Source organism: Demequina salsinemoris, from assembly GCF_000974805.1.
In the GTDB taxonomy this organism is placed as follows: Bacteria; Actinomycetota; Actinomycetes; order Actinomycetales; family Demequinaceae; genus Demequina; species Demequina salsinemoris.
In genome coordinates this window covers 147,642-162,362 of sequence record NZ_BBQZ01000006.1, presented here as the reverse complement: position 1 = coordinate 162,362, position 14,721 = coordinate 147,642, and the positions used below count along the sequence as shown (strand labels likewise).

13 protein-coding genes are annotated in these 14,721 nt (G+C 70.0%); 2 read left to right on the top strand and 11 right to left on the bottom strand.

Going from position 1 to position 14,721, the window contains the following annotated elements:
* Positions 1 to 58 precede the first annotated feature (58 nt).
* Both AOP78_RS12300 and AOP78_RS12295 read left to right on the top strand, forming a co-directional pair.
* Positions 59 to 550 (top strand): hypothetical protein, encoded by a 492-nt coding sequence (locus AOP78_RS12300; RefSeq protein ID WP_062205130.1) that lies wholly within the window; start codon positions 59 to 61, stop codon positions 548 to 550.
* 9 nt (positions 551 to 559) lie between these two features.
* Positions 560 to 910, top strand: coding sequence for a GntR family transcriptional regulator (locus AOP78_RS12295; RefSeq protein WP_062205127.1), 351 nt, complete (start codon positions 560 to 562; stop codon positions 908 to 910).
* Between the two features lie 36 nt (positions 911 to 946).
* Here the strand turns inward: AOP78_RS12295 and AOP78_RS12290 are convergent, their stop codons facing one another.
* The 11 genes from AOP78_RS12290 to AOP78_RS12235 form a co-directional block, all read right to left on the bottom strand.
* Entirely contained in the window at positions 947 to 1,573 is a 627-nt protein-coding gene (locus tag AOP78_RS12290; protein WP_062205242.1) for an isochorismatase family protein, read from the bottom strand.
* Positions 1,574 to 1,575: 2 nt separating this feature from the next.
* Positions 1,576 to 2,085, bottom strand: a complete 510-nt coding sequence (locus tag AOP78_RS12285) for a hypothetical protein (RefSeq protein ID WP_152659536.1) — start codon at positions 2,083 to 2,085, stop codon at positions 1,576 to 1,578.
* A gap of 88 nt (positions 2,086 to 2,173) precedes the next feature.
* Positions 2,174 to 4,267 (bottom strand): beta-galactosidase, encoded by a 2,094-nt coding sequence (locus AOP78_RS12280; RefSeq protein WP_062205121.1) that lies wholly within the window; start codon positions 4,265 to 4,267, stop codon positions 2,174 to 2,176.
* Positions 4,264 to 5,310, bottom strand: a complete 1,047-nt coding sequence (locus AOP78_RS12275) for a LacI family DNA-binding transcriptional regulator (RefSeq protein WP_062205118.1) — start codon at positions 5,308 to 5,310, stop codon at positions 4,264 to 4,266. Before AOP78_RS12275 ends, AOP78_RS12280 begins: the two co-directional genes overlap by 4 nt.
* Positions 5,307 to 7,610 (bottom strand): beta-glucosidase, encoded by a 2,304-nt coding sequence (locus AOP78_RS12270; protein ID WP_062205116.1) that lies wholly within the window; start codon positions 7,608 to 7,610, stop codon positions 5,307 to 5,309. The genes AOP78_RS12275 and AOP78_RS12270 overlap by 4 nt, the downstream gene beginning before the upstream one ends.
* The gene (locus AOP78_RS12265; protein ID WP_062205113.1) at positions 7,610 to 8,428 is read right to left on the bottom strand and encodes a carbohydrate ABC transporter permease; all 819 of its coding nucleotides are present in this window, start codon (positions 8,426 to 8,428) and stop codon (positions 7,610 to 7,612) included. Before AOP78_RS12265 ends, AOP78_RS12270 begins: the two co-directional genes overlap by 1 nt.
* Positions 8,425 to 9,375, bottom strand: coding sequence for a carbohydrate ABC transporter permease (locus AOP78_RS12260; RefSeq protein ID WP_062205110.1), 951 nt, complete (start codon positions 9,373 to 9,375; stop codon positions 8,425 to 8,427). The genes AOP78_RS12265 and AOP78_RS12260 overlap by 4 nt, the downstream gene beginning before the upstream one ends.
* A gap of 52 nt (positions 9,376 to 9,427) precedes the next feature.
* The gene (locus tag AOP78_RS12255; protein WP_160297637.1) at positions 9,428 to 10,813 is read right to left on the bottom strand and encodes an ABC transporter substrate-binding protein; all 1,386 of its coding nucleotides are present in this window, start codon (positions 10,811 to 10,813) and stop codon (positions 9,428 to 9,430) included.
* Positions 10,814 to 11,056: 243 nt separating this feature from the next.
* A complete protein-coding gene (locus AOP78_RS12245) occupies positions 11,057 to 12,103 on the bottom strand; it encodes a LacI family DNA-binding transcriptional regulator (RefSeq protein ID WP_062205102.1) in 1,047 nt (348 codons plus the stop codon).
* 72 nt (positions 12,104 to 12,175) lie between these two features.
* Positions 12,176 to 13,123, bottom strand: coding sequence for a helix-turn-helix domain-containing protein (locus tag AOP78_RS12240; RefSeq protein ID WP_062205099.1), 948 nt, complete (start codon positions 13,121 to 13,123; stop codon positions 12,176 to 12,178).
* A gap of 106 nt (positions 13,124 to 13,229) precedes the next feature.
* Positions 13,230 to 14,717: an aldehyde dehydrogenase family protein gene (locus tag AOP78_RS12235; protein WP_083980118.1), complete on the bottom strand. Its 1,488-nt coding sequence runs from the start codon at positions 14,715 to 14,717 to the stop codon at positions 13,230 to 13,232.
* Between the last annotated feature and the right edge of the window lie 4 nt (positions 14,718 to 14,721).

Here is a 14,721-nt window from a genome sequence, read left to right as displayed (position 1 = left end):
GCCAGGCTAGGCCATTCCCTCAGCCGCTAGCATTCCCTCGGGACCAGGGGGAATACGCATGAACGCACGCAGGATCGCGGCAGTGGTCGTCGGCGCCATGGCCCTCGTGGGCGCCTCAGCTCTCGCCCTCCATGCCGGGGTCGCTGCCAGGACCGATGCGACCCGCGAGAGCATCATCGCGTCTCTCGAGCCCGGACAGACCTGGACGCTCGAGAGCGAGAACACCCGCACCACGGGCCCGCTCGGCCTCTGCCTGGTCGGGGTTCTCGACGTGCGACCATGCTCGAGCACGCACCTGCACTTCGCGGTGCCGCTCGACCAGAGTCTCGATGCCTCCTCGCTCGCTGCGCTGCTTCCCGGCCTCACGTGGACCGGCAACGGGGAGGAGTGCGGGGACGTGCCGACGAATTTCGGCGGAACCCTCCGACTCTGCGAGCTGGAGACCGAGGTCGACGGCTTCACCGTCGAGGCCTGGATCGCCGCTGACATCGAGCTCGGCGGCATCGTCGACGGCCACGACGTCGTGGTCGCGATGAGTCCCGTCGACTAGGTTCGGGTCATGGACCTCACCGTCGACGCCGGGTCGAAGACGCCGCCGTATGCGCAGGTGCGCGACCAGGTCGCCACGTTGATCCTCGCGGGCGAGCTCGCCGACCAGGCGAGGCTGCCCGCGATCCGGGCCCTCGCATCGTCCCTGTCCCTCGCGGCGAACACCGTGGCGAAGGCGTACGCCGAGCTCGAGGAGGCTGGGCTCGTCGTGACGGCGGGGCGCAATGGCACGCGCGTCATCGGGCAGACGGTCGACGCGGAGCTCGCATCGGCGGCCGACGCGCTCATCGCCCTGGGGAAGGCCAAGGGGCTCGAGACCGAGGCGCTGATCGCGCTCCTGCGCACGCGGCTGCGGGAATAGGCGTCGACGGCAGGACAGGGCTTGGCCCTGTGCCCCCTACGCTCCCGCGGCCGACGCGACCAGGTTGCTCTTCGGGAGCGGCTCGCCGGACCCGACCGCCGCCATCCACGTCACCGTGTCCGCCACCGCCGCCCAATTCGAGTGAAGCAGCGCCATGAGGGTCTCGTGGACCTGCCTGCCTGGGATCGCTCCCGCGGCATTGCCCAGGTCGATCGCGCCGGTCGCGTCGGAGAGGACCTCGACCTTGAGACCCCGCGTGACCGCGTCGACCGAGGTGCCGAGCACGCAGTTGTTGGTCATGTAGCCCGTGAGCGTCAGCGTGTCGACCCCCTTCGCGCGCAGCCAGTCCTCGAGTGGGGCCCCGTCGACCACCGTCTCCGCGAGGACCGACGCGTGGTGCTTGACGACGCGCGTCCACTCCGGCTTCGCGCGGTCCGCGAGCGCTGGGTGCAGCTCGTAGCCCGGAGTGCCGGGGGCGAAGACCGGGGCGGCCGCGCCCGAGTCGTGCTGGACGACGACGATCGGGACGCCCGCGGTCTCCGCGGTCTCGACCGCCTCGAGGATGCGCGCGAGAGACTCCTCGCGCGGCGGGTGCTGGATCGGCAGACGACCCGTGAAGTACTCATTCTGGACGTCGATGAGCACGAGCGCTCGACGGGGCATGATCACGGTTCCTTCCGAGTGGAGACGGGGCCGGGCGAGAAGATGCGCGGGATGTCGTCGATCGATGCGAGCAGCGCATGCGTGAGCCGGATCGCGCGATAGCGGCCCGTCTGCGCGACCACGGCTCCGTCGAGCAGCACGTCGTGGCTCAGGTGTCCCGTGCGCGCGTGCTCGATCACGAAGCGGGGATCGGGGGTCTCGGTGATCTCGCGTGGCAGGGGCTGCCGCGCGGAAGCCTCGGCCGCGAGCCATCGCTGCGCGTAGTCCCACGTCGCGAAGCGCCACTCGACGTTGCGCCGGTCGCTGCGGTCCTCACGCACGGAGATGTCGACGCTCCCGTCGGACAGGAGCCGCACCTCGGTGAGATCGTCCAGGTGCAGGGTGTCCCGCTCGGCCGAGAGTCTCGGGTAGTGCGCGCCGTACATGCGCGTGGCGAGCACGAGGTTCCACAGGCGGGGGTCGAGCGCGATGCGCGGCGGCATCGCTACCGGATTCTCGTGCGCGTTCATCATGCCTCCCGCGTGCTCGCCCCGGTCCACGCTACCTTCGCGCGTCGGGCGTGGGCTCCCTCGCGGCGGCGGTGGCGCGCCGCGCCACCGCCTACCGTCCGAGCGACTCGACGAGCACCGCGGCCGACCAGGGGGCGAGCTCGAGCACCTCGCCCGCGGCCACGGACGCGCCCTCGCGCGTCATCGCGCGCGGCACCATCGCCCGTGCGGGATCGGGAGACCAGTTGGACACGAACCACACACGACCGGTCTCCGAGGTGCCGGACACGACGGTCACGGTCGGGTCCGCCTCCCAGGCGGCGGCGAGGCCCGACGGGACCGCCCATCTGAGGAGCGCGCGCGCCAGAGTCTGGTCCGGCACCGTGCCGACGTACGTGACCCTGCCCTCGCCGTGCCGCGCGGTCGTCGCCGCGGGCCGGCCCGCGTAGATCCCCGACGCGTAGACCGCGAGCGCGTCCGCGCCGTCGAGCTCGAGCAGGTCCGCCCACGCGGTCCCTTCGCCTCCCGCGACGTCGAAGCCGTCCGCGCCCTCGATCGCGACGGACGCGTCGAGCGACGAGTACTCCTCGTAGGTGATCCCCGCGGCGGCGGCCAGCGGCCCTGGGGCCACCTCGGGCCGCGCACCCGCCTGCGCATCGCCGTAGCCCGTGCGGATACCCACGATGAGGTGCCCGCCGGCCGCGGCATACGCGGTCAGCAGGTCCAGCTCGGCGTCGCTTGCAACATAGAGCGTCGGGACCACGAGCACGGGGTGACGCGACACGAGCTCTGCAGGCTCCAGATCGCGCAGCTGAGCCATGTGGACCACACGGGACTGCAGCCCCGCCTCGAAGGCGCCCCGATAGTAGGAGTCGAAGATCCGCAGGTACGACAGCGGGTCCGGACCGCCGTCGTCATCCGCGAGCGGTGGATAGAACTCATACGCGCGCTTGGTGTCGGTGGAGTACACGAACGCGACATCCGCGTCGGGCCTATAGCTCGCGAGGTCCGGCTCGATCGCACGGATCCGTGCGCCAAGCGCGGCGATCTCCCGGTAGATGCGCCCCGGCCTGCCGCTGTGCGGAAGGATCCCTCCCCAGTACGTCTCGATGCCCGTGTGGAGCGTCTGCCACTGCCAGTACTCGATCATGCGGGCGCCGCGCGACACGAGTGCGAAGGCGCACAGCTCGATCTGACCCGCGTAGGGGGGATGGTTCTGCCAGTGCGACTGGCCGATCGACTGCGCGTTGGTCTCCGTTACGAGGAACGGCCCCTGCGCCGAGGAGTACATCCGATCGCCCTGCTCGTACAGGCCCCACACGCCAGAGGACCACCACACCTCGGGGCGCGGTACCTCGACTCCGATCTGAAGCGCATCCTGCATCTTGTAGTACGCGTTGCCCGACGGGATGTCGAGCGACCGCGACAGGCCGACGTCCTCGACGGCGGGCCGCTCGTAGGAGATGCACGTCGTCACCCACTGGTGCGGCGCGGCGTACTCCCGCACGATCTCCGCCTGCCACTCGATGAACTCGTTGACCACATGCGCCTGATAGCGGCGCCACTCCAGGTCGTACTGGGGGAACGAGTTGCCGTCGGGCAGCCACAGGTCCTCCCAGTCGGTGAGCAGGTGGGACCAGTACACGAGCCCCCACGCCTCGTTGAGACGCTCGACGGTGCCGTAGCGCGCGTGGAGGTGGTCCCTGAAACCCTCGAACACCTCGCGGTTGTGCAGCAGGTGCAGACCGGGCTCGTTGTCGACCTGGAAGCCGATCACAGCGGGATGGTCGGCGTAGCGGCTGATCACCGCCCGGATGACCCACTCGGCGTAGCGACGGAAGTCCGCGTTGACGTAGTTGATCTCCTGGCGGTAGCCCCAAGCGACCGGGCGTCCCGTCGCGTCCTCCGCCGCGATCTCGGGGTGGAGACGCTGAAGCCACTGCGGGATCGCGTAGGTAGGGGTCCCGAGCACGACGTCGATGCCGCGGGAATGGGCTCCGTCCAGCACCGGTTCGAGCCAGTCGAGCGAGAACCTGCCCGGTTCGGGCTCCCACGTGGACCACACGGACTCGCCCACGCGGATCGCGGAGAACCCCGCCTCCGCCATGAGATCCAGATCGCGATCGAGGTCCCCGGTCACCCGGTACTCGTCGTAGAAGGCCGCGCCGAACAGGATGCGGCGGTTCAGGTCGTCGGGTGTGCTCATGAGTTCTCCTTGGAGGTCGTCCCGACCGACGGCGCGCTCGACCGGCCCGGGGGCGGGGCGGTCGAGCCGCGCACGATCAGTGCGGGCGCAGTCGCGGGCGCGGGCGTCGCCACGCGGTTCTCGATGCGATCCAGCAGGCTCTGGATCGCCGCGCGGCCCTGCTCCTCGTAGTGGGCGTCGACAGTGGTGAGCGGGGGCGAGGCGAAGGCGGCCTCGGGCGCGCAGTCGAAGCCGACCACGGAGATGTCCTCCGGCACCCGGACGCCCCGCGCCTGGAGGCCGTGCATCAGCCCGATCGCCCCGGCGTCGTTCGCGCAGAAGATGGCGGTGATGCCGTCGGCGGGGTCGAGCTCGCGCGCCACCCGGTCACCGATCTCCGCAGACCAGTCGCCCTCCCAGACGCGCACGCACTCGGCGGCGCCGCCCTCGACGGCGGCGAGGAAGCCCTGGCGTCGCTGTCGCGCCGGAAGCCAGTGATCGGGGCCGCCGAGCATGGCGACCCTCCGGTGCCCGAGCTCGGCCAGGTGATGTGCTGCGAGAGCCGCACCGGTCGCGTTGAACGAGCTGCCTTCGCCACCCGCCTCGGCGGGATCCACGAGTATCGGCACCGAGGGCATTCGCTTCTCCACGGTGACGCGCACGCTGTCTGTCAGCGTGACCGCCATGACGCCCGCGGCCTGCTCCTCCTCGAAGGCGTCGAAGGCGGCGGTGACCGCCGCATCGTCCTCTCCGTCGACTCCGACGATCGTGAGCGTGTAACCGTCCTCGCGCGCCCGCCGCGTCGCCCCGCGAAGCAGGCCCGCAGGACCGAACGCGAACATCTCGTGGATGACGACGCCGATCCTGCGCGAGCGACGGGTGCGCAGCACCTGGGCCGCGCGGTTCGGACGATAGTCGAGCTTCTCGAGAGCCGCCTCGACCTTGGCGCGCGTCTTCGGGCGGATCCCCTCGTAACCGCTCAGGTGGCGCGACACGGTCTGCGCCGACACCCCCGCGAGAGCAGCGACGTCGTGGACCGTCGCGGGCTTGCTGACGGCGGTCACGAGAGTCTCCTCTCGGCAGCCTCGACGGTCGGCACCTCGTCTGGCGCCAGCGCCCTGCCTGGTCCGTCGAGGTCCACCTCGACGACCGCTCCGGGATCGTCCGCGGAGGACGCGACGGTGAGCGTGAGTCGGCCAGGCTCCACGACGCGCCGCAGGTCGCTTCCGACGATCGCGAGCGCGCCGGCGGGCACCGTGAAGGCGATGACGGCGGCCGCGCCCGGCTCGAGCTCCGTTCGCATGAAGCCCACGAGGCGACGGACGGGCTGCACCACGCTCGGCACCTCGTGGGACACATAGAGCTGGACCACGTCGGCGCCTCCGACGGCACCTGTGTTGCGCACCTCGACCTCGATCGTCAGCGACCCCTCGGGGTCGAGGACGACGGACCTCGGCGACAGCAGCTCGCGCACGAAGGTCGTGTAGGAGCCACCGTGCCCGAAGGGATACCGCGGCGAGGGGTCGAGATTGCTGATGCCGTGGGAGTGACGCGCGAGCGGCGGAGCGAGATAGGTGCTCGGCTGCGGAGCCGACGGGCGCGGCACCTGGACTGGGAGCCGGCCCGAGGGGTTCACGTCTCCCGCAAGCACCGCCGCGAGGGCACGCCCCCCCTCCTGCCCCGGCTGGAAGGCCTGGATGACGGCGCTCGCCTGGTCGATCGAGTCGCCGAGCGCGTACGGCCTACCCGAGCTCACCACCACGATCGTGGGCGTACCCGAGGCGACGACCGCATCGATCAGCTCCTGCTGCGAGCCGGGAAGCCGGAGGTCCGCGACGTCGCAGCCCTCGCCTGACGTCCCGAGCCCGAACATCCCTGAACGGTCGCCCACCATCACGATCGCGACGTCCGCGCGGCGCGCCAGGGCGACCGCGGCGTCCAGATCACCTGCGCCGTCGTCGTGTATCGATGCGCCGGTGGCGCTCACGACCTCCGCGTCGGGGAACGCCGTGGCGATCGCGTCGAGGTAGGACACGCCATCGATCCCGAGACCGAGGTCGGGGTGGTGGACGAGCACGTGGTTGGGGAACGAGTAGCAGCCGAACAGGAAGCCCACCTCGGTCGCCACCGGCCCGAGCACCGCGATCGTGGAGCGATCACGACCGAGCGGGAGCAGACCGTCGTTGTCGAGCAGGACGATCGACTCCTCGGCGACCCGACGGGCCACGGCGCGGTTCGCGGCAGAGTCCAGGTCGATCACGTCGACGTCCACGTCGGGCGTCCACCCCTCGTCGAGCAGCCCGAGCTCGGCCTTCTGCGTCAGGACGCGCAGCACCGATCTGTCGATGGTCGCCTCGTCGAGCCTGCCGGCTGCGACCGCGTCCGCGAGGCCCGCGAACGTGCTCGTGTGAGGGAGCTCGACGTCGCACCCCGCGGCGATCGCCCTCTCGCCCGCTGCGGGGGCATCGGCCACCACCCGGTGCATGGTCGCCACGAAGGGGATCGCCCAGTAATCGGACACGACCGTGCCCTCGAACCCCCACTGGTCGCGAAGGAGGTCCGTGAGCAGCGCCGAGTCCACCGTCGCGGGCACGCCGTCGCGGTCGATGTAGGCGGTCATGATCGATCGCGCGACCGTCAGCGCTCGCTGGAAGGGCGGCAGGCAGACCTCGCGGAACTCGCGCGGGCCCATTGACACCGGCGCGTGGTTGCGTGCCGCCTGAGACGCGGAGTAGCCCGCGAAGTGCTTGAGCGTGGCCACCACTCCCGCGGACTCGAGGCCCGCGACGTAGGCGGTTCCGACGGTGCCGACCAGGTGCGGGTCCTCCCCCATCGTCTCCTCCACGCGGCCCCACCGGTAGTCCCGGACCACGTCGAGCACGGGCGCCAGCCCCTGGTGGACCCCGAGCGAACGCAGGTCGGAACCGATCCGGACGCCCATGCGCTCGATGAGCGCGGGATCGAACGTCGCACCCCAGGCGAGCGGCGTGGGATACACCGTGCAGCCCCACGCCGTCACCCCCGTGAGGCACTCCTCGTGCGCGACCGCGGGGATGCCGAACCTGCTCGCGGCGACCACCGCCCGCTGCCGCTGCGCGAGCACGCGGGCGCCCGCAGCCGCCTCCACCGGCGCGGTCCCGTAGTTGCGGGTGATCTGCCCGAGCCCCTTGGCGATCGCCTCGGCGAAGGGCTCCGCCTGCAGGTGGGCCTCCTGCATCGGCGCGACATCTCCCTCAGCCGCCTCCGCGCCCGGCCACGAGCTTCCCAGCTGGGCGATCTTCTCCGCGAGGGTGAGCTCGCCGAGCAGCGCCTGCGCCCGCTCGCGCGGACTGAGGGCGCGGTCGGTCCAGGTGGCCGCTGACATCACTTGCCCCCCACGCCCATCAGACCGCGCTCGAGAGAACGGCGCGCGAAGATGTAGATGAGCAGGATGGGCACGATCGTCAGCATCACCGCGGACATCAGGCCGGGGACGTTGAGCGCGAACTGCTGCTTGAAGATGCCCAGGCCGAGCGTGGCCACGCGGACGTCCTCGGACCGCGTCAGGGTGAGCGGCAGCAGGTAGTTGTTCCAGGTCTGCAGAGCGCTGAACACGACGATCGTCGCGATGCCACCCTTCGACAGCGGGAGCACGAGCGTGAGGAAGGTCCGCACCGAACCGGCGCCGTCGAGGGCCATGGCCTCGTAGAGCTCGTTGTTGATCTCCCGCATGGTGCTCGTGAGGATGAGCGTCGTGAGGGGGATGACGAACGCGACGGACGGGAAGATCACGCCGAGCAGGGAGTCGTAGAGACCGACCTTGACGATGATGAAGTACAGCGGGATCACGACCACCTGGGCGGGGATCGCCAGGCCGAAAAGCATCGCCTTGAAGACGGTGGGGATCCACCGGCTGCGGCCGCGCACGATCACGTAGGCGAGGGGCGGAACCATCAGCAGCACCAGGATCACGGTGCCGACCGTCAGGATCCCCGAGTTGAGCAGGTACTTCCCGAATCCCGAGTCCATCGTGTAGCGGAAGTTCTCGAGCGTGAACGCGTTCGGCATCCCGATGGGGCCGGAGTTGCCATAGTCCTCCCGGCTCGAGAAGCCGGCCCTGACCATGACGTAGACCGGGATCATGATGATCGCCAGCCACAGGCCCGCGAAGATCGCGGCGGGCCAGTTCGCACGTTGCCTCATCCGATTCCCTCCTGGGATCCCTCGAGCTTGTCGTAGCCGGTGGCCTTCACCATGAGGATCGAGACGAGCATCGCGAGGACGATCAGCACGACGGCGACGACGCTGCCGTAGCCGAAGTCGAGCGAGGCGATGCCCTTGTCGTACATGAAGTACGGGAGGTTCGAGGTCGCCCCGCTGGGCCCGCCGCGGGTGAGCAGCAGGATGATGTCGAACGAGGTGAACGTGCCGACGACCATGATGATCGTCGAGGTGACGATGGTGTTCTTCAGCTGAGGGATCGTGATGCTGAAGAACGTCCGGACCCGGCCGGCGCCGTCGAGCGCGGCGGCCTGGTAGAGGATCTCGGGGATCTGTCGCGCTCCGCCCTGGTAGATGAGCGTGTGCAGCGGCGAGGAGCCCCATAGGTAGATGAAGGCGATGACGCCGATCGCGGTGGTCGGGTTGCCTAGAAGGTTGCTGAAGATGTTGTCCGCGGGCAGGTTGAACACCTCGCGCATCGTCGCGGGGATACCGAAGTTCGGGTCGACGAGCGACGCGAAGAGCACCGTGATCGCCGCCGAGGACATCAGCAGCGGGATGAAGTACAAGGTGACGACGATCGCTCGCCCGCGCTGCGGACCCGCGGCCCACACCCCGATGAGGAGCGAGATGGGCACCTGCGTCACGACGGCCAGCACGATCAGGATGACCGTCACACCGATCGCCCGGTGCAGCGCGGCGTCGTCGAACAGACGCGCCCAGTTCTCGAGGCCGACCCACTCCGGCGGGACGACGGGGATGCCCTGGTAGTCCGTGAAGGACAGGTAGAGCGCCACGCCGAGCGGCGCGATCGCGAAGAGGGCGAAGAAGAGCAGTGCGGGTACGGACCAGATCAAGCCGGGGCGGCCTGCGTGCTGCAGGCCGCCCCGCTTCTTGGTGTCCGGTCCCGCGGAGTCGGGACGAGGCATGAGCGTGTCTTTCAGTGAGAGAGGTGAGTCTCGGGGCGGTGGTGAGGGCGTGTCACTCGGAGGTGACGACGGCGTTCCAGGCGTCGATGAAGCCCTGGTCGTCGATCGCCCCGTTGAAGAAGTCGGCCGTGGCGTCCTGCGACGCGGTCTGAGCCGATGCCGGGACCACCTGGTCCCACGAGAGCTGGAAGGTCGGCGCGCTCTCGACCAGGTCGACGACGAAGGTCGCGTGGGCCTTGGAGCCCTCGTCCAGGTCGGACGCGGCGATCAGGTCGGCGGCGTTCGTGGTCGGCGGCACGTTGCCGAACGAGAGCTGGCCGTTGAGGAACTCGTCCCCGTACAGCTCGGCCAGGAAGCCTGCGACAGCCTCCGGGTACCGGGTGTCGGCGGCGACGTTGTAGAAGTTGCTCAGGTTGCCGGCGATCTCACCGTCGAGGCCATCGCCCTCGGTGAAGTCAGGGAACGCGACCCACCCGAGGTTGTCCACCGACTCGGCGTCACCCTTGACCGTGCCGTAGTGCCACGAGCCCATGAGCTCGTAGGCGGCGAGGCCGTTGCGCAGCAGCGCCGCCGTGCCGTCTCCGCCATAGGACTGAGAGGCGAAGTTGGAGCCGAACGCACCCATGTCCACCAGGTCCTTGAGCTCGGCGAGGGCAGCCTTCGAGCCGTCGGACTCCCACACCGAGGTGTCGCCCGCGAGGCCCTGAGCCACCGCGTCGTTGCCGAGGTAGCGCGCGTACAGGAACTGGAACCAGATCATGTCGGGCCACTTGTCGGCGCCCGCGAGAGCGACGGGGATGTAGCCGGCGTCCTGGAGGACCGGGATCTGGGACTTGAAGTCCTCCCACGACGTGGGCGGCTCGAGGCCCGCATCGGCGAGCACGTCGGTGTTGTAGTAGAGGAACTCGGGGGCCACACCGCGCATCGGGATGCCATAGGCGCTGCCGTCGATGACCTCCTCGTTGAAGACCGAGGGCAGGAACGCGTCCTGGAGCATCGGGTCGTCCTCGATGAACGAGTCGAGCGGCAGCAGCGCGTCCGCGTCGACGAGCGGCTGGATGCCCGCGGAGCCCCAGCTCATGAAGATGTCGGGCGCGCTGTCGGTGCCGATCTGGGTGCGGACCTGCGTGTTGTACTCGACGCCGGCGCTCGCGCCTTCGTCGATGACGACCTTGATGTCGGAGGTCTCGTTGAAGCGCTCGGCCGCCGCGCGCTCGACCTCGGCCACCGAGTCCGAGAAGACCAGCACGTGGATCTCGCCCTCCGGCCGGCCCTCGTTGGGAGTCCAGCCAGCGATGCTGGCCTCGCTCGTGTCTCCGGACGCTTGCGCGCTGCCGCTCGCGTCGGATGAATCGCTGCTTCCCGAGCAGCCGGCCAGCGCGCCGACGACGGCAAGCGCCGATCCGGCTGCCGCCAGCCTGATGGTCCGTGAGTTCATCTTTGAACGCCTCCTCGCCGCGTCGTTGCGGCGTGCTCTCTGGTTCCACGACGAGGAGGGGTTCGCCTCGTCGCTGTTTGGCATCGATAACATTTGCTATCGATAACATCGGACTCTAGGTGTAAAACAGTCTGAGTGCAACCCCTCGTTGCGCGTGTTTGCCAAACTGAGACAATCGCGCCGCCGAAGCGGTGTGTAGCCTATTTACCAGGTACTTTTCCAGGAATATGGGGGCTTTTGCGCCTACCGGACCGGAGCCGTCGACTCGCGTGCGACGAGACGAGGGGGCGCGGGGGTGGTCACCGCGGAGGCCTCGAGCTCGCCGATGTCGCTCAGCAGGCGCTCGACGAGGCCCGCGCCCTCGGCCTCGAAGTCGAGCGCGATCGTGGTCAGTGTCGGCAGGTGATAGCGCGCCTCGGGGATGTCGTCGACGCCGATCACGCTGAGGTCGGTGGGAGCCGAGACGCCCCTGGAGTTCATCGCCGCGAGCGCACCGATCGCGATCGCGTCGTTGCCGCACGCGAGGGCAGTGGCGCTCGTCGCCGCACCCAGGAGGGCGGACGCCGCAGCATGGCCCGCGTCCGCGGACCAGTCCGCCATAGCGCTCCACACGACGCGCGCTCCACGCGACTGCGCCCGCACCTCGAAGCCGCGCGCACGCTCGGTCGCCGCCGCCCATGACTCCGGGCCGCCGATATACGCGATGTCGCGATGCCCGAGCCCGACCAGGTGATCCGCCGCGAGCGCCCCGATCGCCTCGTCGTGGCTCATGTCGAAGCCCTCAGGGATCGTCGTCGCCCCCCACACCACGGAGACTGGACCGGCCTGCTCGGCGAGCGTGGCGCGGACCGCGGCGGTGTCGGCCGTGGCGACGATTCCAGCGATCTGATGCTCGGCCGCGAGGCTGAAGGCCAAGGCGATCGACGCGGGGTCCTCGCCATCCATCGGGACGATGTCGAGCACGTAGCCATGCGCCCGCGCCGCCATCGCCGCGCCCTCGAGCGTGCGGCCCGGCCCGGTCGAGCTCATCGCATGCACAAGCGCGCCGATCCGGTTGACACGCCGGGTGCGCAACGACCGCGCGGCCTCGTTGGGCTTGTAGTCCAGCTCCTTGAGCGCCTCCAGGACGCGCTCCCTCGTGGCCGGACGCACGCCCTGGAATCCGCGCAGGACCCTGCTCACGGTCTGAGGGGAGACGTCCGCACGCTCGGCGACGTCGTAGATGGTCGCGGAGCGCGACGCGACTGTCCCCGATACGGGCTTCCCCTCGGGACTGTGTTCGACGCGCACCGGCACCTCCTGTCGTCATGCTACTGGGGTGCCGTTGCACGATGGAGGTCGGGGCCGCCCCCGCCATGCCGGCTACGACGCGACCGGGAGCTCCCGCATCGTCCCTGCGGCGCGCCACTCGCGCGGCGTGACCCCGTGCTGGCGGCGGAACGCTCGCGTGAACGTCGTCGCGTCGTCGAAGCCCGCGCCGACCGCGATCTCGGCGATCGGCATGTCGGTGAACTCCGGATCGATCAGGCGCGCGGCGGCGAGCGCGAGGCGCCGGTTGCGCAGGTAGTCGCTCGGCGTCATGCCGACATCCTCGAACACGTGATACACGGTGCGCCGCGACATGAAGAACTCCGCGGCGATGTCGTCGACCCGCACGTGCGGCAGGTTGACGGAGACGAAGTCCTGGATCGCTCGCAGCAGCCCACCGCGGGTGCGGGGCAGCACGCGCGCGCCCTCTGCCGAGGCGCGGATCATCGTCGCGGCGAGGTCCTTGGCGACCTCCGCGGCCTCCTTCGCCTGCGCGCTCTGCGGCGGCGCGCCGTGCCGGTGCAGGTCCAGCGCATACGTGAAGAAGACCCGCGTGGCGTCGTTCGCGGGCAGGCTGAGCTGGCCGAGCCTGCCCTTGACGACCTCCGGGGGGACGTCGAGGGCCGACTGCGAGACCTGCACGATGAGCTGCCGCTGCCCTGGCTCCGAATAGTCGAGATAGTAGGGCGAGTGCGTCGCGTACATCGACGCGTTGCCGGGACGGACGGACACCATGCGTCGCCCCTGACGGACCGTGCCGCGAGAGGCGACCTGGAGCGACAGGTGCAGGTCGTCGACCTCGGACCGCGCGGCGAGCCGTTCGGACCGGTTGACGGTGTGGCCGTCGGTCGCGACGCACGAGATCGAGATGCTGTCGTCCAGCTCGAGATGGTCCATCCGAGCCGTGAAGCCGGGCTCGAACGAGCCGAAGCTGATCGGGATGAAGCAGCGGCTGACGACGTCCTGCCACTCGTCCGCGCTGCCTGCCGCGTGAACAACCATCACCGCCTCCTTGCGCTGATTCTCAGAACGTAAAACCGCCCCCATGGATTGTCAACAATCTGGCCGACGATGTTGGCGATCCGTGATCTACGCGGATGACGAAGGATCAGAACGGGTAGGTCGCGATCTCCCCCTGGATGGTCACCCACTGCGTCTCGGTGAAGGCCTCGATGTTCGCCTCGTGGCCGCCGAACCTCACGCCCGTGCCCGAGTCGCCCACGCCGCCTAACGGCGCCTGCGCCTCGTCGTCCACGGTCTGGTCGTTGATGTGGACGATGCCGCTGCGCATCCGGTCCGAGAGCTCGTACGCCGCGTACGGGTCGCCGGTCAGCACGCCGAGCGACAGCCCGAAGGGCGACGAGTTCACGAGCTTCACCAGCTCGTCGGTCGTCGAGAACTTGGACACCGACGCGACCGGGCCGAAGATCTCCTCCTCGAACGCGGCCTGACCCGGCACCACGTCCGCCAGGACGGACGGCTGGTAGAAGAGGCCCTCATAGGTGCCCCCCACGGTGAGGCGCGCGCCCGACTCGATGCTGCGCCCGACGATCGAGTGGACCTTGTCGCGCTGCCTCCCGTCGATGATCGGGCCCAGCGGGGCACCGGTCGAGGGCGCTCCCGCGTGGAGCCGCCCGGCCTTCTCGGTGAGCAGCTCGACGTAGCGGTCGTAGAGGCTCTCGTGGACCAGGTGCCTGCCCGTCGTCATGCAGATCTGGCCCTGGTGCAGGAAGGATCCCCAGGCCCCCGCCGAGGCGGCGGCCTCGACGTCCGCGTCCGCGAGCACCACGAGCGCGTTGTTGCCGCCGAGCTCGAGGTGGACGCGCTTGAGGAGCTGCCCGGCCCTCGCGGCGATCGCGCGTCCGGCGGGCGTCGAGCCGGTGAAGGAGATCATGGGCACGCGCGGCTCGTCCACGAGCGCCGATCCGACCTCCATCCCTCCGGGGACCACGCCCAGCACGCCGGGCGGCAGCCCCGCCTCCTCGAGGATGGCGGCGAGGAACAGCGCGCCCGCGATCGTCGTGCGCGGGTCCGGCTTGAGCACGATCGCGTTGCCGAGCGCGAGCGCCGGTGCGATCGACCGCGCGGCCAGGATCGCGGGGAAGTTGAACGGCGCGATCACGCCGACCACGCCGACGGGCAGGCGCCTCGCGATGCTCGTGCGCGGTCGACCGGTGCGCAGGAGCTGGCCGTACGGCATCATCGCCGTGGCGGACGCGAGGTGGAACTCGGACGCCACGAGCCCCGCCTCGAACGCGGCCTTGCCGGGCGCAGAACCGGCCTCCTCGGCGAGCCACTGCGCGAGCACGTCGGAGTGCTGCTCGATGAGGGCGGCCGCGCGCCGCAGCACGGCGGCCTTCTCCTCGGGGGACGTGCTTGCCCACGTGCGCTGCGCGCTCACCGCGAGATCCACCGCGGTCTGCACGTCGTCCGGGTCGGCGAGGGCGTACGAGCCCACCCGCGCTCCCGTCGAAGGCGACACCGCGTCGGCCGTGGCCTTCAGCATCGTCCATCCACCCAGGTAGGTGCGCCCCTCCCAGGTCCCCTTGTCGAAGAAGGCCGTCTTCTGTCCGGTCTGTGCGGCCGGTTGCGTCATCGTC

What these genes read in the sequence shown, in the direction of transcription:
- AOP78_RS12265 (WP_062205113.1), bottom strand. Translation starts at nt 8,428, where the DNA reads ATGAGGCAACGTGCGAACTGGCCCGCCGCGATCTTCGCGGGCCTGTGG.
- AOP78_RS12280 (WP_062205121.1), bottom strand. Translation starts at nt 4,267, where the DNA reads ATGAGCACACCCGACGACCTGAACCGCCGCATCCTGTTCGGCGCGGCC.
- AOP78_RS12270 (WP_062205116.1), bottom strand. Translation starts at nt 7,610, where the DNA reads ATGTCAGCGGCCACCTGGACCGACCGCGCCCTCAGTCCGCGCGAGCGG.
- AOP78_RS12235 (WP_083980118.1), bottom strand. Translation starts at nt 14,717, where the DNA reads ATGACGCAACCGGCCGCACAGACCGGACAGAAGACGGCCTTCTTCGAC.
- AOP78_RS12300 (WP_062205130.1), top strand. Translation starts at nt 59, where the DNA reads ATGAACGCACGCAGGATCGCGGCAGTGGTCGTCGGCGCCATGGCCCTC.
- AOP78_RS12255 (WP_160297637.1), bottom strand. Translation starts at nt 10,813, where the DNA reads ATGAACTCACGGACCATCAGGCTGGCGGCAGCCGGATCGGCGCTTGCC.
- AOP78_RS12240 (WP_062205099.1), bottom strand. Translation starts at nt 13,123, where the DNA reads ATGGTTGTTCACGCGGCAGGCAGCGCGGACGAGTGGCAGGACGTCGTC.
- AOP78_RS12290 (WP_062205242.1), bottom strand. Translation starts at nt 1,573, where the DNA reads ATGCCCCGTCGAGCGCTCGTGCTCATCGACGTCCAGAATGAGTACTTC.
- AOP78_RS12285 (WP_152659536.1), bottom strand. Translation starts at nt 2,085, where the DNA reads ATGATGAACGCGCACGAGAATCCGGTAGCGATGCCGCCGCGCATCGCG.
- AOP78_RS12295 (WP_062205127.1), top strand. Translation starts at nt 560, where the DNA reads ATGGACCTCACCGTCGACGCCGGGTCGAAGACGCCGCCGTATGCGCAG.
- AOP78_RS12260 (WP_062205110.1), bottom strand. Translation starts at nt 9,375, where the DNA reads ATGCCTCGTCCCGACTCCGCGGGACCGGACACCAAGAAGCGGGGCGGC.